This window comes from Microcoleus sp. Z1_A1 (assembly GCF_036700305.1).
In the GTDB taxonomy this organism is placed as follows: Bacteria; Cyanobacteriota; Cyanobacteriia; order Cyanobacteriales; family Microcoleaceae; genus Microcoleus.
The window spans coordinates 13,492-30,593 of the sequence record NZ_JAUBOR010000019.1 but is presented as its reverse complement, the minus strand read 5'-3'; the positions used below and the strand labels follow the sequence as shown (position 1 = coordinate 30,593).

The window sequence follows — 17,102 nt, the reverse complement described above, 5'->3', positions numbered from 1 at the left end:
CTGATGATGGGAAAATTAGCCTCGATTCTTTGTTTTCCAAGTCCGTAGTCGCCAGTTTCTAGCACGACAACCCCTAGCCTGTTGCTCGTTCCCCGTGCCCAGTTTCCTGTTTATTCTAACAACGTGGCTTGTCATTTCGAGGGTCTGCTAATTGCCCTCAAGCCTTACTACAAAAGGCTCACACCGGAATAGAAATCACAAACTCCGAACCCTGGTCTAAAGAAGAATTCACCACTAATGTACCTCCATGTTTTTCCACAACAATTTGGTGGGCGATCGACAATCCTAATCCGGTTCCTTGACCCACAGGCTTGGTTGTAAATAAGTGGTTAAAGATGTTTTCCTTGACTTCGGGCGACATCCCCACTCCATTATCCTTAATCCGAATCACAACCTGATTGTTGTCTTCGCTCAGAGCAGTTTGAACCGTGATTTGATTAGGTAGGGCTTTAATTTCACTAAAACAGCGCCCCTTATTTGACTCCTCCAGAGCGTCAATGGCATTAGCCAGCACATTCATAAATACCTGGTTTAACTGTCCAGGAAAGCATTTCACTAGGGGCAAGTTACCATACTCTTTCACAATTTCAATGGCAGGGCGGAACTCGCTGGCTTTTAAACGGTGCTTGAGAATTAGCAGAGTGCTCTCTAGTCCATCGTGAATATTGAAAGCAACTGGTCGATCGCTATCTGCCCTGGAAAACGTTCTCAAACTTGTACTGATATTGCGGATGCGATCGACTCCCTCTTTCATTGAACCAATCAATTTGGGCAAATCTTCTCGCAAATACTCCAAGTCCATATCTTCAATTTCTGCTTCAATTTCTCCTCCCGGATTAGGAAATTTTTCTTGATACAAATCAATCAAATTGAATAAATCCCCCACATATTCTATAGCCGGTTGCAAATTTCCCGCGATAAAGCCTACGGGATTGTTAATTTCGTGGGCTACCCCTGCGACTAAATTTCCCAAAGCAGACATTTTTTCACCCTGCACCAATTGCAACTGCATCTGTTTGAGATCGTGGATAGATTGTTCTAGTTTTTGGGCATATTCCTGGGATTGTTGATACAGTCTGGCGTTTTGTAAGGAAATTGCTGCTTGGGAGCACAGGATGTTGAGGATGGCGACGCGATCGCCCGTGAATACCCCGGTTGCTAAATTATTTTCCAAATACAAAATCCCCATCATTTTCCCTCGCTCGCTGATCGGAGTGCACAGCAGGCTTTGAGGTTGGTGGTGGATTATGTAGGGGTCAGATGCAAATCTTGGTTGATTGCTAGCATCATCAAAAATCAGGGTTTCTTTTGTACGTTTGACGTAGTTGATCAGGGTGAGAGGAATTACTTCACTCTCCTCAACCGGCATTGATTGCAGAAGGCACTCTTGGCGGTTTGTGCAGTGGACGTTTATCCTCCAGTTTCCCTCTTCATTCAAAATTAATGCTCCGGTTTGTGCTCCGGCATTCTTTACCACCACTTGCATGAGGGTAGTGAGCAATTGATCGAGTTTAATTTCGCTCGATAGAGCTTGAGAAGCTTTGATTACTGTCGGCAAATCTACTAAGCCCCAACTGCTAGTGCTACCGATAATTGTTCTATTCGTGTTAGATACGGATGATTCACTGCTGGATGTGTGAGTTGTTTCGGTCGGATTCTGGCGAGTTCGCTCCTGTTGCAGGATCACAGCCAGCAATTGGGGATAACGCTGTTCTAAATGGTCAATCTTTACTTTTGCTCCCCAACGAGCGTAAGCATAGTAAGCATCAATTAAATAAGGTTTTGCCAGTTTTTCTTTACCCCATTCTAAATAGAATTTAGCAGCGAGTTCGTGAGCTAGAGCTTCCTCGTTGAGGTATTCGTTTTCTTTGGCGAGGGCGATCGCCTTGTCGTACATCTCAAGCGCTTCTATTTTTTGGTTTAAAACCCGATGCCGCTCTGCCTCTACTAGATAGAATTTATGCAGATGATTCATGGGGGCATGATGCGCCCATTTCTGGATTTTTTCTTGATTAGCTTGTACTCTGTCAAGAAGTTCCTGTTGTTCGGACTGTGGAGTATCGGCATACACTGCCAGCCGTACTAGAGAATCGTAGAAATAGAAGAGGACAACAGTTATCTGCCCTGAAGCTGCGCTCAAATAACTTTCTATTTGAGCGATATTTTTTAAGGCTTCCGGGTAATTTTCAAACAGATAACAAAGCACAAGTTTGTGCAAGTATAAGTAATGAATCCCCAGGTAGTTATTGGTTCGCTCATACAGTTGCAACATTGTCTCTTCGTCGTAGGCTTCTCCCTTTAAATGGCATGGGTCTTGCGCTCTTCCTATCAAGTTCAAAACGGCTTGCCAACAAATTTTCTGATAAGAAAGTGCTGCTTCCTGATGAATTTTAGTGACGGCATCTGCGTAGCTTGCTATCTCTCGTTCGAGTTGCGTTAGTTGCTTGCCAATAAAATACGAGTAATAACTGTATTGAAAGATAGCATAGCCAGCAAATTCTAACTCTCCGGTTTCCAGCCCACAAAAATAATCTGACAGCAAAGGTTCTAAGCTCTTTCTGAAGTGTTCTTTCCAAGGTTGAATACTAGAATGTACCATTGCGGATGTCTTGGCTTGGATTTCTTTGGCATCCAACTTTGACAAGAGACGTAAAGCCATTTGACCGAACTCATAGCCCCGCTCAATATCTCCCATGCCACAGAGAAGATAACTATATATGGCAAAAGCATAGGGTGACAAAGAAGCATTGCCATATTGGACAGATAAATTGACTTGTTTGCAAACTACCAAAGGCGCGAGTGGCGGCAGCGCTATGTAGGCAGGAGTAAATAGGCTTGACAGAATGGTTATAGTTGCTATTTGTTGAGGATCTGTCATTAGAGGGAGATCGATTAAGTCCTCAGTTCCCTTTCCGCTCAAAATTGACGCGGTTTCTCCTAGTGCCTGTCCAATATCAGAGAAATTTGGCTCGGAGGGAAACTCTACCCCCAACTGCTGTAAGACTGGCAACCCTGTATTCAGAGCTTCCTGTAGCTTATTTTGCGCCATATAAGCTTCTATCTGTACTTCATATACCTTCACTTTGTCCAGTAGCGTTTTGGCGCAGCTTTCCACGAGTGATGCTAATGTCTCCATCCGGTCAAAGTCACCGCTTAGATATGCCGCTTCTGCTGCTTCGGTATGCAGCGCTAATGTTAGTTCGTATTGATTCTCCCAACTATTTACTGCCAGTAATTCTGTGCCAATATTTAAATATTCAACCGCAGCAGAATAGGCAGTAGCAGCTTTAGCTTTCTTTCCGGCAACCAGATTTAACCGTGCTAATTGCTCCCTATCTAGCTCGTGGGTAATTAGATTTACTCCCATATTCAAGTGGTTGACAATATCAAACATTCTTTCTTCTCGATCGGCTTCGCGCGTATTCTTTAACAGCAGTTGACCGATTTTTAAGTGAGTAGAGCGCTTTTGGTCTTCAGGAATGAGGGAATAGGCTGCTTGTTGGACGCGATCGTGGAAAAATTTGTATTTAACTAATTGGTCATTGTTAACTGGTGATTGCTCGGATTCTTCTCCAGTGATTGATGTTGATAAACTGTTACCACATTTTTGATAAAATTTATAAACATCGCTAACTGGTAAAATCAACCCTTCTTGCAATGCTTTCCACAAAGCTGTTGCTGTTTCTGTTGGTGAATTCTCATCAACAATTGCTAATGTAGCCAAATCGAACTGATTGCCAATACAAGCAGCTAACTTTAAAACTTCCTGTGTCCGGGCTGGCAGCTTTCGCAACTGAAGTGCCATGAATTCTAGTACATCATCCGTTAGAGCCAAGGTTCGGACTCTAGCAATATCGCACTGCCAATACCGAGCTGCAAAATTAAATTCAATTATCCCATCTTCATGCAAAGATTTGAGGAATTGTGTGCTAAAAAATGGATTGCCTTTGGTTTTCTGATAAACGAGTTCTGTCAAAGGCTGAGCCAACGCTGTAGAACAAGCTAATGTATCGGCAATCAGACAATTCAAATGGAAGCGCTCAAGCGGATCTAGAGTAATGGTGTTTACCGTAGCTCCGGTTGTTTGAATGTCGGCTAATGTCACCATCAAAGGGTGTGCGGGAAAAACTTCGTTATCTCGATACGCTCCAATTAAAAAGAGATAGCGCCGATCGCGATCGCTCGTCAGGAGTTGAATCAACTTCAATGAGGCTGAGTCTACCCATTGCAAGTCGTCTAAGAAAATAACGAGGGGATGTTCTTTAGTGGCGAAGATAGAGATGAAGTTCTCGAATAACCGATTGAAGCGATTTTGGGCAGCACTGGCGACGAGTTCTGGTGCCGGGGGTGGCGAGCCAATAATCCGCTCTAGTTCGGGAATTACCTCAACGATTACCTGAGCATTTTCGCCCAATGCTGCCAGGATTTGAGTCTTCCACTCCTCAACTTTAGCATCGCTTTCCGAGAGCAATTGTCCCATTAAATCGCGAAAAGCTTGTACAAAAGCTGAGAAGGGCTGGCTGCGCGCAAATTGGTCGAATTTGCCTTTGATGAAGTAGCCACGCTGTCTCACAATTGGTTTGTGAACTTCGTTGACAACAGCGGTTTTACCAATGCCGGAGAAACCGGCAACGAGCATCATTTCGGTGCTGCCGCCACTCACGCGCTCGAAGGCCGATAGCAGGGAGAATACTTCGGTTTCTCTACCGTATAATTTTTCTGGGATGATGAAGCGATCGCACAAATCTCGCTCCCCTATTTTAAAGTTAGTTAACCTCCCTGTCTCTTTCCACTGGAATAAACAAATTTCCAAATCAAACTTGAGTCCTAGGGCGCTTTGATAGCGAGCTTCAGCATTCTTCGCCATCAGTTTGCTGACAATCTCCGACAGCACCAATGGAACGCTCTGGTTTAAACTTGAGGCTGGGAGGGGCTGTTTGGCGAGGTGGCAGTGTACCAAATCCATTGGATCGTCTGTTTGGAATGGTAACTTTCCTGTTAATAATTCGTAGAATGTGACTCCCAGCGAGTAAAAATCTGTGCGGTAATCAATGCCTCGGTTCATCCGCCCAGTTTGTTCGGGAGAAATGTAAGGTAAAGTGCCCTCAAGCACGTTGGGATTTTGAATTTCTTGGGTTTCGCGCGGTAGTAGGGAAGCGATGCTGAAGTCAATCAGCTTGACTTGTTTGCTGGTGGGGTTAATGAGAATGTTGGCAGGTTTGAGGTCTTTATGGATGACGTGGTGGCGATAAAGTCCGTCGAGGGAGTTGGCAATTTGAATCGCAATAGGCAGAAACTCGCTCACGGGCAAGCCTTCTAGGGGTTCGTTGCTCTCAGATGCTAGATTAGCCAGGTAGCTACATAAGGAAATTCCGCCAAAGTCTTCCATCACCAGAGCATAGTGGTTGTGGTAAGTCTCTAGGCTGTATGCCTTGACACTGCCAGGGATATCTAAGTTTTTAGCAATGACGTACTGGTTGCGGAAGTGAACCAGTTCGTTGAAGCGGGGAAAGTCATTTCGCAGCAGCTTGATCGCTACGGGCAGCCGATCTGAAGACCGACAACCGCGATAAACTAGAGTTCGATTGCCTGCGTATATTTGCTCGTTAATGTGATATCCTAGAACAAGATTTTTTATGCTAGCCATTTCTACGTATTCCTACTTCTTTCAAGTCGGAAGCTTCTTAGAGTTACTTTCTACTATTTTCCCTCTATCTGCCTTGCTATTCATTAATTACATTTTTCTTAACATATTTTGGAAATTCCAATTATGAAAGAGGGATTTTAAAAACTCGACTTAATATTTTATGTAAGAGCTGTTGATACTTGAGTTGAGACTAAGTAGAAAATGACTTAGCTAAGGCTTATGGAACAACCGCAGTTCATGGAAGAGGAACTTAAGACGCTAATCAGGTACTTAAGAGTGTTTTTGAAACCGATGCTTGAAGGCGATCGCCTAGAAAATCTAATGTCTAGTTTACATCATAATTTAATGTCATCATTACAATTCGGGCGGCTCAGGGTTTAAAGCCGGAAGCAGAGGAAATCGAGTTTCTGCGTCAGATTGCGGAGCACTTGGGAGTCGCCCGTGAGCAAGCTGAATTATTTGCCCAGATGCCACAACAAGCTGCCCAACTCTCAGAAGTAAATCAGGTATTAAATGCCAAAGTTCAGAAGCGGAAAATGACATCGGCAGTCGGCTAAGTTGTTTTACTTAGGAATGAGAATTAAATAACTTCCACTCTTGAAAGTGGGATGGGCTCTTATAGCCCGTCATGAGTGGACGGGCGGGACGCCCATCCCACAATAACAATTAAAATTGTAAGTTATTTAATTCGCGACCCTTATATCGCTACGCCAACGGACGATGCCGACGCTTTCCGATCGCGGTTTTCATTTCGGTGAGCTAAAAAACCCGGTTTCTGAGCGTCGCAGTGCGTCCCTGTCGGGGCAGAAACCTCTCATCAAGAGGGTTTCTGAGCTTTTGCGTATCATCCTGTCTCTTTTTGCGGAACAGAAATCCTGCTGGTTCTCGAAAGACGTAAACTTGAGGCTCGATCGACCTATAATAATGAGAATTGTTATCATTCGCAAATCAGCAATTCTCATGCAAGCGAACTCAGAAGCCACGCCGCCCCAAATTGATTTAGCTTTAATCGGCGCTGGGCCCCACGCCCTGACTCTTACTGCACACATATTAAAAAAACGCAAGAGCCTCCGGGATAAATTTTTAGCATTCGATCCGAGCGGCGAATGGCTGACTCAGTGGCGGAGGCAATTTGCAGCTTTAGAAATTGGGCATTTACGATCGCCCGCAGTGCACCACCCCGATCCCAACCCTTACGAATTGCGGAGGTTTGCCGAAAATCGCTCCTCGGAATTGTTTCCCCCCTACGATTTGCCCGGAAGTCGGTTATTTGAGGAATTTTGCGGCGACACAATTAAACGGTGGCAATTGGGCGATCGAGTTATCAAAGCAAAAGTAACCCGCATTCAGCCGAAATCCGGCCGTTTCCACCTGTGGTTTGAAGACGGAAAAAGTGCGATCGCCCGCCGAGTAATCGTCGCCGCCGGCAGTGGAAAACCGCATTTACCAGCGTGGGCAAATCAAATTCAAACACAGCATCCCCCCGAAAGAATTCGCCACTCCCATCAAGTAGATTTGCGAAATTTGCAATTGCACGGAGAACAAATATTAATTGTCGGCGGCGGACTAACCAGCGGACATTTAGCAGTAGGAGCAATTGCCAGAGGAGCCAAAGTCCTGTTAATGACTAGGCGCTATTTCCAAGAAAAACTATTTGATGCCGAACCCGGTTGGTTGGGGCCAAAATACCTCAAAGGATTCGCCGCCGAACCAGATTGCCATTCGCGTTGGGAAACCATTCAACAAGCCCGCAACGGTGGCTCGATGACACCGGAAATTATGACACAGTTGCGGAGGCTCTCCCACAGCGAACAACTGACATTTCACGAACAGTGCGAAGTTGTTGGCGTTCGGTGGGAAAATAACAGATGGACTGTTGATTGCAGCGGTGGGGAGACGTTATTTGTCGATCGAATTTGGCTAGCAACCGGCACCAAACTAGACATTGCAGCCGAACCAATGTTCAAAGAAATGCTAGAAACGCATCCCATTGAAATAGTTAAAGGTTTGCCAGTCTTAGACAAACACCTGCGTTGGCCCGGATGCGAATTATTTTTGACTGGTGGTTTAGCGGCGCTGCAAGTGGGGCCAGTCGCCAGAAACCTTTCTGGGGCGAGAATGGCGTGCGATCGCATTGTACCGGCGATCGTCAAATCCAGCATTGCACTCTCGCCCGCAATAATTAGTTAGCAGTCATTAGTTCTCAGTGAGTAGTCATCAGTTATTAGTTAAGTTGTGGTACATTTAAATTACATATTTCCCTCGACCTGGGAGCAACGGTCAACACCTTGTTATATTATTTATTGACACACAATTTTAGGGCCGAGTGAGTTGATTAGCAAATTACTTTTTAATTGTGCGCTAAGCATATAAAATTCAAAAAATCCTACTACAAACATTGGATTTCTTTACTGATTCCAATACCTGCGCCAGTGAAACAAATTCTCCCATAAATTCCGCGAAAAAGTATTTCTGCCCAAGCGCTGCGACTCCCAAACAGCAGCAGTTTGACCGCTAATTTCCGAAAAACTAGACCAAATATAAGGAAGTTGGGCGATCGCCTCAACCTTCATCCCGTGACGCACAGCCAAAGCGATCGCGTGAATCAACTCAGCAGCTTGCGGCCCCACAATACTCGCTCCCAACATCTCCCCGTTGCGACGCCCGACAATCTTACAAAAACCAGTTGTATCCCCGGACATTTGAGCTCTTTCAACATTCTTGAAATATTCCCGACAAACAATTAGATCATCTCCAAAACGGCGCCTTGCTTGCGCTTCAGTCAAGCCAACCCTCGCCAATTGCGGGTCAGAAAAAATCGCCCAAGGAATCCCGCGATAATCTATTTGAAACATTGGCAAAAACAAAGCATTTTTCACAGCAACCGCAGCTTCGTAATTAGCGATGTGAGGGAACGGATAACCCCCAGCAACATCGCCGATCCCGTAAATTCGGTGATTAGTTGTTTGCAGCTTTTCATTTAAAATCACCCCCCGATCGCTGAATTTAACCTTAGCCGCTTCGAGATTTAACGAAGAAAAATTGTGTCCTCTACCCGCAGCCAGAAAAATCTCCTCAGCTTCGATCGCCCTTGGCCCAGCTTGAATCCACTTTTTACCATCAATCACCCTAGCTTGAGTCACCTCAGTAGCAGTCAGAATCCGCACTCCCTCAGCTTCCATTCCAGCTTGCACCAAACCAGCAGCCTCCCGGTCTTCTTTAGCCAAAATGTGCGAACTTTTCACCACCAAAGTGACAGCAACCCCCAAGCGAGCAAAAGTTTGAGCCACTTCGACACCGCTGGGATCTGCGCCGATTACAGCCAAACTTTTAGGCAACTGGGGAAGTTTTGCTAATTCCCCAACAGTTTCCGAAGTAAAAAAGCCAGCAGACGAAAGTCCTTCAATATTGGGAATCGCCGGCAGAGTTGGACAAGCTAGCAAATAACAGAGCGATCGCAATTTTCGCCCGCCCACAACAAAAGCCAAATCCGGTTTCGCCACAAACTCGCCGCTGCCAAAAATAACATCAACCCCGCGAGTAGCCAAAAGGCCGAGAGAATCAATTTCTGACAAATTAGAAACAACATCATCTGCCCACTTTAGAACCCCGTCAAAGCGCAATTTGAGTGGCATAGAGGAATTCGCGACTTCCCAGCGAACTCCCAACTGCTGGCGGCTGATCTGCTGAGCAAAACGAGCAGCCTCCCTCAAAGTTTGGCTGTATCTCAAACCAAGGTCGATCGACTCTTTCCCCCCACTCGGCAAATCTTGGGAATTACTTAGCGGTTCCACCAAAGCAACGCGGGCCGGGAAATTAGTTGCAGTCAAAGCAGCATAACGTCCGGCCGGAGTTCCACCAATAATCACTAAATCATAGTCAAGCATAAATAAAGAAGTCAATCGATTTTAGATTTTAGATTTTAGATTTTAGATTTTAGAATTGAAGCATTGACCACGGATAAATACGTTCGGCAAGTTTCATCTGATACAGGTTTTTTATTTCGGGACGGATGAATCACGTGGCGGGTATCCTGGATGCGGGAATTGTCAGTAGTCATTAGTCATTAGTCAGTAGTCATTAGTTAGTAGTTTAGGGCGATCGGCGCGCGGGGTCAGAAACCCGGTTTCTGCCTAGATACTTCGCTGCAAAATCCAAGATTTATCAGAGAAACCGGGTTTCTTGGGTAGGTGCGCTCGAACGACCAATAAAATCGGTTTATCAACGGACAACTGACAACTGACTACTGACTAATGACTTCTTTAAGTCCAGCAATCAACCGCAGATTGTCCGCCCTTGAGCGCACAGCCACCCGAAAAAAGCGATCGCCCAACTCAGGAAAACTCAAACAATCCCGAATCAAAATCCGGTGTCGTTCCAACAGACTTTTTTGAATCGAAGAAACCGACATCGACGACTCAACCAACAAGAAATTAGCCGCCCCGGCAATTGGCTGCAAACCCGGCAAATTAGCCAAACCCTCAAATAGCTCTCGGCGAGCAACAGGCAGCCAATCCCAAGTTTGCTGCTCAAAAGCCGCATCTCGAACCACAGCAGCAGCAGCAGCAGCAGCCAAAGCATTCACAGGCCAAGGATCGCGCAGTAACTGCCAGCGGCGCAGAATATCGGGATGGGCGATCGCACAGCCCAACCGCAGTCCCGGCAGAGAATAGAATTTAGTGAGCGATCGTAAAATCACCAAATTCGGAAACTCCTCAACAGCATCGATCAAAGTTTCCTGCTCAGAAGGCGGTAGAAAGTCCATAAAGGCCTCATCCACCACCACCATACCTAACTGCTTCACATAAGGCAAAATCGCCTCCCTAGCAAACAGCAAACCCGTAGGATTGTGGGGGTTGTTCAGTAGCAAACCTCGTCGAGAGGGGGCATCGAGAGCCAGAGGAACTGGGATACGAAAAGAAGGGGAGACAAGGGAACCGTTAGAAACCGACAAATCATCCGTTACTAACCGGCTTCCTGCCCCAACGTCCAACGATTTCAGATCCAACTCAGATGTTGCACCATTTTCAATTACTTGTTTAGGAACAGGCAAGATGCCTGTTCCACCAGAAAATTCCTCTCTTGTGGAATGGGCAAGATGCCCATTCTTGACAATGGTGCAAGATTTAAGATCCAAAGGGCATTTGATCACCTGCGCGCCGAAAGCCGAAAGAGCCCGCGAGTAATCGCCAAAAGCCGGAGTCACCAAATAAGTCCCCTCCAGCTTCGACAAATCCCAAGCCGCCCAAGTCAACAATTCCGCCGAACCATTCCCCGGCAAAATCCAATCCCGGTCAACATTCAAAGCCTCCCCCAAAGCAGTCCTGAGCTCCCCATAATCTGGGTCTGGGTAAGCCGTCAGACTGCTCAAGTGTGATTGAATTGCAGCCAGTGCCGACTCAGGAGGGCCCAAAGGACTGATACTCGCAGAAAAATCGACAATAGCAGAGGCAGGGCAGCCTGCCAGTGCGGCTGCCCAAGCTAAATTCCCACCGTGTAAAGGTCTAATCAAGACTCAGTTTGCCAGCTATTCTGCGTTTTTCGGCGGTGCAACTCTGTCCTTAAACAACTTCCCTGCGGAAAATGCAGGAACTCTGGTTGCCGGGATTTCCATCTTGTCTCCAGTTTTGGGATTGCGACCCTCGCGGGCCTTGCGTTCCCGCGACTCAAACGAGCCAAAACCGACCAGCGTCACCTTGTCGCCATCGGAGACAGCTTCCATGATTGCTTCCAGGGCCGCACTCAAAACAGCATCTGCCTGTTTTTTCGTCACGCTAGCCTTTTCCGCCACTGCATCAACCAATTCACCTTTGTTCATTGCGAAGTCCTTCTCGATTTGCAAAATTACGTTAAACAGAGTTAGTTCAACTATTAGCTGTGAGTTATCAACTGGATTGAGGTGTGGATTGGGAGGTTTGGGTGGTTCCCGATTGCTCCCGTCCGCTTCCCCGAATCACAACTCCTGCTGAATACCAATTACCCTAGGGTAATTGGTCAGAAAAGGAATTTTTGTTTCTAACTGCTGAAAACCCCACAGCATCTAATTTTCACTGCATTATTCTAAAGTCTTGCCGACCGTTATGGATCGGTGGAACCTTTAATTTATATGGAACTGGCTAATTTTTGTAATTAATCCCAAAATTTAGGTAAAAAAATACCACCTTGGAGACAAGATTTCTCGCCTCGGTGGATTTGCAATCTCAAAAAAATAGAAATAGAAGGAATAAAATGTAATTTGTCAAGGGCTAAAGGAAAACTTTTTTCCTTCTTCCTTCTTTCTTTCCCCTTTCTTTTCCCCGTGGGCCAGGACTGTTTCATTCTCCCGAAACCCGCCAGGGACTGAAGTCCCTGTCTCATAGCTGAAGTCGTCTTCAGACGACTGAAAGTAATTTATAGTCGTCTTGCAGAGGACTAATCAGTTCTTTAGTCCTCTTGAGCGAGGACTGTCTTCTTTGAGGCAGGGGTTTCAACCCCTGTCGGACTGTCGGACTGTCGGACTCAGGGGAAAGAGCGTGGAAAGTTGACACCCATGTCTTCTTCCTTCGTTCCTACTGTCTCGGCTGGACGGGCTGACTGCGCTGCAACAGTTGGCGCGCGTCGGGACTGATGCTGTTTTGGTAGCCAAAGTTCGATCGATCGCTATCATCCAAAATCTGCGGCGTCAGCAATACAATCACTTCCGCCCGCTGGTTGGTCTTATCAGTGCTCCTGAACAGCGAACCAATTATCGGCAAATCTCCTAAAATCGGAATCTTCCTCGCTGTAACCCGGTCTTGGTCGCGGATAATCCCCGATAAAATCAAAGTCTGACCGTCCCGCAGGCGAATTAGCCCCGACTGCAAAGACCGCCGAGCCAGCAGGGTGATAGTGTTATTTTCTCCTGCGCCAGTGCTCAGGGGTCTGTCCGGGCCGATCGCACTGACGATTGGGTTGACTCGCAGAGAGACAAAACCGTTATCGTCGATGCGATCGATCGCCACTCCCAACTGCAAACCGGCCTGGCCTTTTTCTGCCGTCACCGTTCTGGTAGTTTGACCTTCTGTTGTCTGCGATTCCGATCGAATGTTAGTAATCACTTCTTCGGTGATATCCACATTCGCCGTTTCCCCTTCTTGGACAACTAAAGTCGGATCGGTCAGGATTTTGGCATTCTGGCTAGTAATACTTGCTTGCAGGTTAGACAGAAAACGTCTTGGATATTGGAACAGCGGGAACAGGCCGAAGTCTGCACTTCCTGAGCCTGTCGTCGATCCAGGAATGTAATCTGTAATTCCAACTCGCCTGGGGTCATTAGTAAGTGGGGCTGTCGGCTGGAGGAACACACCTTTGGCGGGGCCTTCAAGACCTTGACCTGTAAACGGCACGATACGCCGGCCGTTCGCATCGTAGAAAGGCGTGTCCCTGAATTCTGTGGGAATGTCTCGGTTCTCAATAATCGGCCGATTAGCTATGCCACTAGTTACAGTCGTCCGATCGGGCGGATTGATGCCGCCAAAATTGACGATCGCCGCCCCGCCGTCATTGACAAAGAAACTGTCATTAATCCCGAAAGAGAAGCTGGTGTTAGTTTGGTTGTTTCCCGACAAGTTGATATCGATCACCTTGACGTTGACAGCGACTTGACGGCGGCGCAAATCTAGCTGTGTCAAGAAAGCCACAGCCATGTCCACTTTGCGCGGGTCGCCCACCAAAGTGATGGAATTGAGCCGAGAATCCGCCAGCACCGACAGTCCCCTCAGCAACAGCGGCCCCGTGCCTTCCCTAGCGCCGATCGCCTTAATGTCGGGTTCCCGAATTTCCACATCCCGCGCAGCATTTCCCTGGCCCACGCTTTGAATAGTCACGCGAGTAATCGGCAGTTGAGTTTCCGCGCCTTGAGCGCTCAAAAAGTTAGCTGCATCTGTAGAGCGAACTTGATTGAGCCGCAGAGTCCGAATGATAATATTGCGTGAATCGATCGGCAAGTTAGTCCCTACAAAAATCGTCCGCCCCTGGCGGTTAGCTTGCAGCCCGCTGAGCCGCAGCACGTAATTAAAGACATCTTGGACCGACTCATTTTCGATGTCCAAAGAAATCTTCGGCCCTTCATCTGACCCCGATACTCCTGGCTGACCAGGCACTGCGGGCTGCCCCGGTTGAGCAGGGGCCCCGCCACCTGTAAAAGCAATGTTCAAGCCAGCAGCGCGGGCCAGCAGAGCCAAAACGTCCCGGACTGGGGCATCCCGCAGCACCAAGCGGGGGATGCGTTCTCCCGAACTCAGTTCAATATTTCCCACGCCGGGGGCGATGTTAGACACCGCGATATCTCCCAAGGGCGGAGCCACGGCCCGCGGCTGGAAAGGCGCAGCCTGATTGCTTTGGGATTGTATTTCGCTGGGGAGGGGCGGGCGATCGTTTCTGGTAACAGTAACTTGGGGATTTGGCAGCAGCACGCCTGGGTTTTGCGAGGTGCGGACTTGGGGAGCCGGCGGGGGAGCTGTTTGGCTCAGCGGCAGTCCCGGAGGGGGCGGGGGTGGAGTTTGGGCAGACTGTGCTGTGCCACCCTGTCCGGCAACGCTGAGGACGATGCTTTGGCCTTGTCCCGGAACAATTTGTCCGTTGGGAACTCCGTTGGTGCCGGCTACCACAACGCGGATGCTGTTAGCCTCTACCTGGCTGATTTCTACTGAAGAAATTCCCGGAGCTGGGTTATCTTGACGGAAGCTGTTGCCTTGTGGTAAGCGGAGCTGGGTGTTGATAATTGTGGCTTGGTAAGTATTGCCGTTATTGATGGCGAAAACTTGCGGGCGATCGCCCTTTTCTGTAGCCAGAACAATATTTACGCCATTATTACCTTGACTTACTTGCACTCCTGTTACCTGAGTCGGCAATGCCAAGACTGGGGCTTGGGCGATCAGAACTCCTGCAACGCTGCATAAGAGTCCTCCACTTAACCGTAGATGCTGTTTCACGTTCTCTCCTCCACTACAATTTGTTATTTGTTGTTCGCAGTCTTTTGTCGCTAGCTGCTAAACTGACTAAAATATTCTCGCTTCGAGCCTTTTTAAAGGAAGAAGTTATGCCCTTTTCGATGTTTAATTTTCGATTGGGAATAACAGATGACATAAGGGTTAGAAGCTATCCTACAGCAATCCTCGCATCATTTGTGGATTTCTTACTTCCTCCCCTTACAAATGGGAGGTTTGGGGTAGGGTAAAAAAAATACGACTCCTGCAAGGATTGCTATACAGTTCCATTACTTTTTGAAACTGGTATTAGAAGAAATTAGATTTTAGAGCCAATTTTTGATTGCCATCTAAAAAATATTTTTCTGACCTTCATACTTTTTTGACTTCTACCTTCAATCTTTCCATTTCAAACTTCTGCCTTCTGACTTCTTGTGAAATAGCGAGTTGGGAACAATAGCTAATATCTGCCAAATAATAGCTACTTAGCACCAGGACTCGGAGCCGGAGTTGGCGGTTTTTCTTCTTGCTTTAGCGGCAGCAGCGCGTGCAAGTCAAAAGCAGTTTTAATTTTAGTTGGCGGTTGCTCCACAGGAACTATTTTCCCTTTCAAAAAATCAACTTCAATTGGCTGATTTGATGCTAGCAATTCAGATTTCAAATTCCTAACTACCAACAGCGACTGCATCAACTCCAAGTTACGCATAAAATTGCGGGTTTGATCAAAAGTGCCTTCAAACTCTACCTTAAATTTTTTGCGTCTGAGCTTGCCAGCCAGGGACGCCCCGAAGGAGCTATCGGCCAGAATATCAGGGTCTGGAGCTCCCGGCGTGGCGGTTGCTGTTGCTGGCGGCATATCCGGCTCAAATTTGGTAATTTTAGCCTTGAGGTCATCTCCTTGCACGCCGGCGTTGATTCTATTAACGAGTTGGGTCATGTCAAGCAAAAGCGTGTTGGCGCTGGCGTCGCTGGCAAACATGGCCGTGACGTTGGCCCGGCGCTGTTTTGCTTCTTCTTGCTTGGCTTCTGCTTCTGCCTTTTTTTGAATTTGAGTTTGCAATTGCACTTGCGTTTGCTTGCTTTCGCTAAGTTTTTGCTTGAATTCGCCGCTTTTTTGGAATTCGGGAAGTACGAACTGGTAGCCGAGGCCGCCAGCAATCAGGAGCCCGAGAACCGCGATGCCGATTGCTTGGACTTGGGGTGTCAGCTTAATGCCGAATATTTCCTTAGCCCCTGTATCTTCTGCTTGTCCGCTAGAAATAAACTCTGCTGTCATGGTTTTTTCACTTCTCCTTTTTGTGGTTCTAGCACTCCTTTTTCTTGAAGTGTTTCTATCCGTATTGCGAGCCCGTCTGCTTGCTTGCTTCGCAGCTCGGGGAGCAACTCGGAGGCACCCGTCGGGCTGAGCGTCGTTTCAATTTTATATTCCACCACTGGTCGCAGTTTGGGAAGTTCTGCTGGTGCTGCGTTTTGGTTACGCACTTGTAATTGTGCGGGGTTGTTTTTTAATGTGGCCGCTATCAGTTTGGTATCGGTGTTAAGGAAGAAGGGAGAGCGCTGGACTAGCAACATAAAGTCGTTAACTTGAGCAAAGGTACTGGCTATCCCTGAAATTTGCACTTTTGATGCCTGCTGCGGGACGACGGGGACGGGAGGTGCTGCCGGGGCGGGGCTGGCTGCTGGAGACGGACTCGCCCCCGGAGAAGCAGCGGGTGTTGGTGGGGGGGGAGGAGGAGGTGCTGCAACGGGGGAGGGACTTGGGTCGATTTGCTCGATTTTGCCAATTTGCACTCCGGCCGGAGTACGGGCACTGAGGTCTTGCAGCATCGCCGACCAAGGTTTAATTTGGTCGAATACTCCAGCTAATGCTTTGTATTCGGCGGTAACTTGGTCGGTTTCGGCGTTGATGGCTTTGATGGTGTTGGCTTGAGTGTTTAACAGGGCCAGTTCTGTGTCGATGGTTGCTTGTTGTGCGGCCAAGTCGGTATTTTCCTTAGTCGCCCACCACCAGGCGCCCATGACTGCGGCGTTGATGCCAAAGGCAAACAGCACTGCCCCATATATGGGCAGTTGGTCTTTGGCTCCACCGGAACTTTTTTTAGCTGGGCTTTTGGTTGCAACGGGTTTGTAGTCGGGACGGTCGTTGAGAAAATTAATATCTAGGCTGTACATGGCTTCACTCGGTTTTATAGCAGAAGGAAGAAGGCAGAAGGTAGAAGGCAGAAGGCAGAAGGTAGAAGGTAGAAGGAAAAAGTGATCTACCGCTAATGTTTCAGCAATTAAGAAGGTACTAACAGTCTTGGCTGTTGCTATAGATTTAAATTAGAAATTTTAGATTTTAGACAGAACCCAAGATTGCTGGTACAAGTGAAGGATTTATTTAGGGAAGAAAGAAACAACTTTCTGCCTTTTACTGAAGGAAGGGGCTGCTTCTACCTCAGATATATTCTACCTTTTACCTTCTACCTTCTACCTTCTATCTTCTACCTCCAATATTCTACCTTCTGCTT

General features: G+C 47.3%; 9 protein-coding genes. 2 read left to right on the top strand and 7 right to left on the bottom strand.

Features of this window, described 5'->3' with window-relative positions:
• Positions 1 to 178: 178 nt before the first annotated feature.
• A complete protein-coding gene (locus tag QT973_RS14525) occupies positions 179 to 5,647 on the bottom strand; it encodes an AAA family ATPase (protein ID WP_333055128.1) in 5,469 nt (1,822 codons plus the stop codon).
• 428 nt (positions 5,648 to 6,075) lie between these two features.
• Between QT973_RS14525 and QT973_RS14520 the strand changes: the two genes are divergently transcribed.
• Complete coding sequence (locus tag QT973_RS14520) at positions 6,076 to 6,204, top strand: hypothetical protein (protein WP_333055130.1); 129 nt, start codon at positions 6,076 to 6,078, stop codon at positions 6,202 to 6,204.
• A 367-nt stretch (positions 6,205 to 6,571) separates the two neighbouring features.
• The gene (locus QT973_RS14515) at positions 6,572 to 7,837 is read left to right on the top strand and encodes an FAD/NAD(P)-binding protein (protein WP_445243055.1); all 1,266 of its coding nucleotides are present in this window, start codon (positions 6,572 to 6,574) and stop codon (positions 7,835 to 7,837) included.
• Positions 7,838 to 8,055: 218 nt separating this feature from the next.
• Here QT973_RS14515 and QT973_RS14510 read toward each other — a convergent pair whose 3' ends face one another.
• The 6 genes from QT973_RS14510 to QT973_RS14485 all read right to left on the bottom strand — a co-directional run bounded on the left by QT973_RS14510 (position 8,056) and on the right by QT973_RS14485 (position 16,764).
• Positions 8,056 to 9,534 carry an NAD(P)/FAD-dependent oxidoreductase gene (locus QT973_RS14510; RefSeq protein ID WP_333055131.1) on the bottom strand — a complete coding sequence of 493 codons (1,479 nt, stop codon included), beginning with the start codon at positions 9,532 to 9,534 and terminating at the stop codon, positions 8,056 to 8,058.
• 356 nt (positions 9,535 to 9,890) lie between these two features.
• Positions 9,891 to 11,159 carry an aminotransferase class I/II-fold pyridoxal phosphate-dependent enzyme gene (locus QT973_RS14505; protein ID WP_333210660.1) on the bottom strand — a complete coding sequence of 423 codons (1,269 nt, stop codon included), beginning with the start codon at positions 11,157 to 11,159 and terminating at the stop codon, positions 9,891 to 9,893.
• 15 nt (positions 11,160 to 11,174) lie between these two features.
• The gene (locus QT973_RS14500) at positions 11,175 to 11,465 is read right to left on the bottom strand and encodes an HU family DNA-binding protein (protein ID WP_006634837.1); all 291 of its coding nucleotides are present in this window, start codon (positions 11,463 to 11,465) and stop codon (positions 11,175 to 11,177) included.
• A gap of 730 nt (positions 11,466 to 12,195) precedes the next feature.
• Positions 12,196 to 14,598, bottom strand: coding sequence for an AMIN domain-containing protein (locus tag QT973_RS14495; protein ID WP_333314503.1), 2,403 nt, complete (start codon positions 14,596 to 14,598; stop codon positions 12,196 to 12,198).
• Positions 14,599 to 15,073: 475 nt separating this feature from the next.
• A complete protein-coding gene (locus QT973_RS14490) occupies positions 15,074 to 15,868 on the bottom strand; it encodes a pilus assembly protein PilO (protein ID WP_333055137.1) in 795 nt (264 codons plus the stop codon).
• A complete protein-coding gene (locus tag QT973_RS14485; protein ID WP_333055138.1) occupies positions 15,865 to 16,764 on the bottom strand; it encodes a PilN domain-containing protein in 900 nt (299 codons plus the stop codon). The genes QT973_RS14490 and QT973_RS14485 overlap by 4 nt, the downstream gene beginning before the upstream one ends.
• Between the last annotated feature and the right edge of the window lie 338 nt (positions 16,765 to 17,102).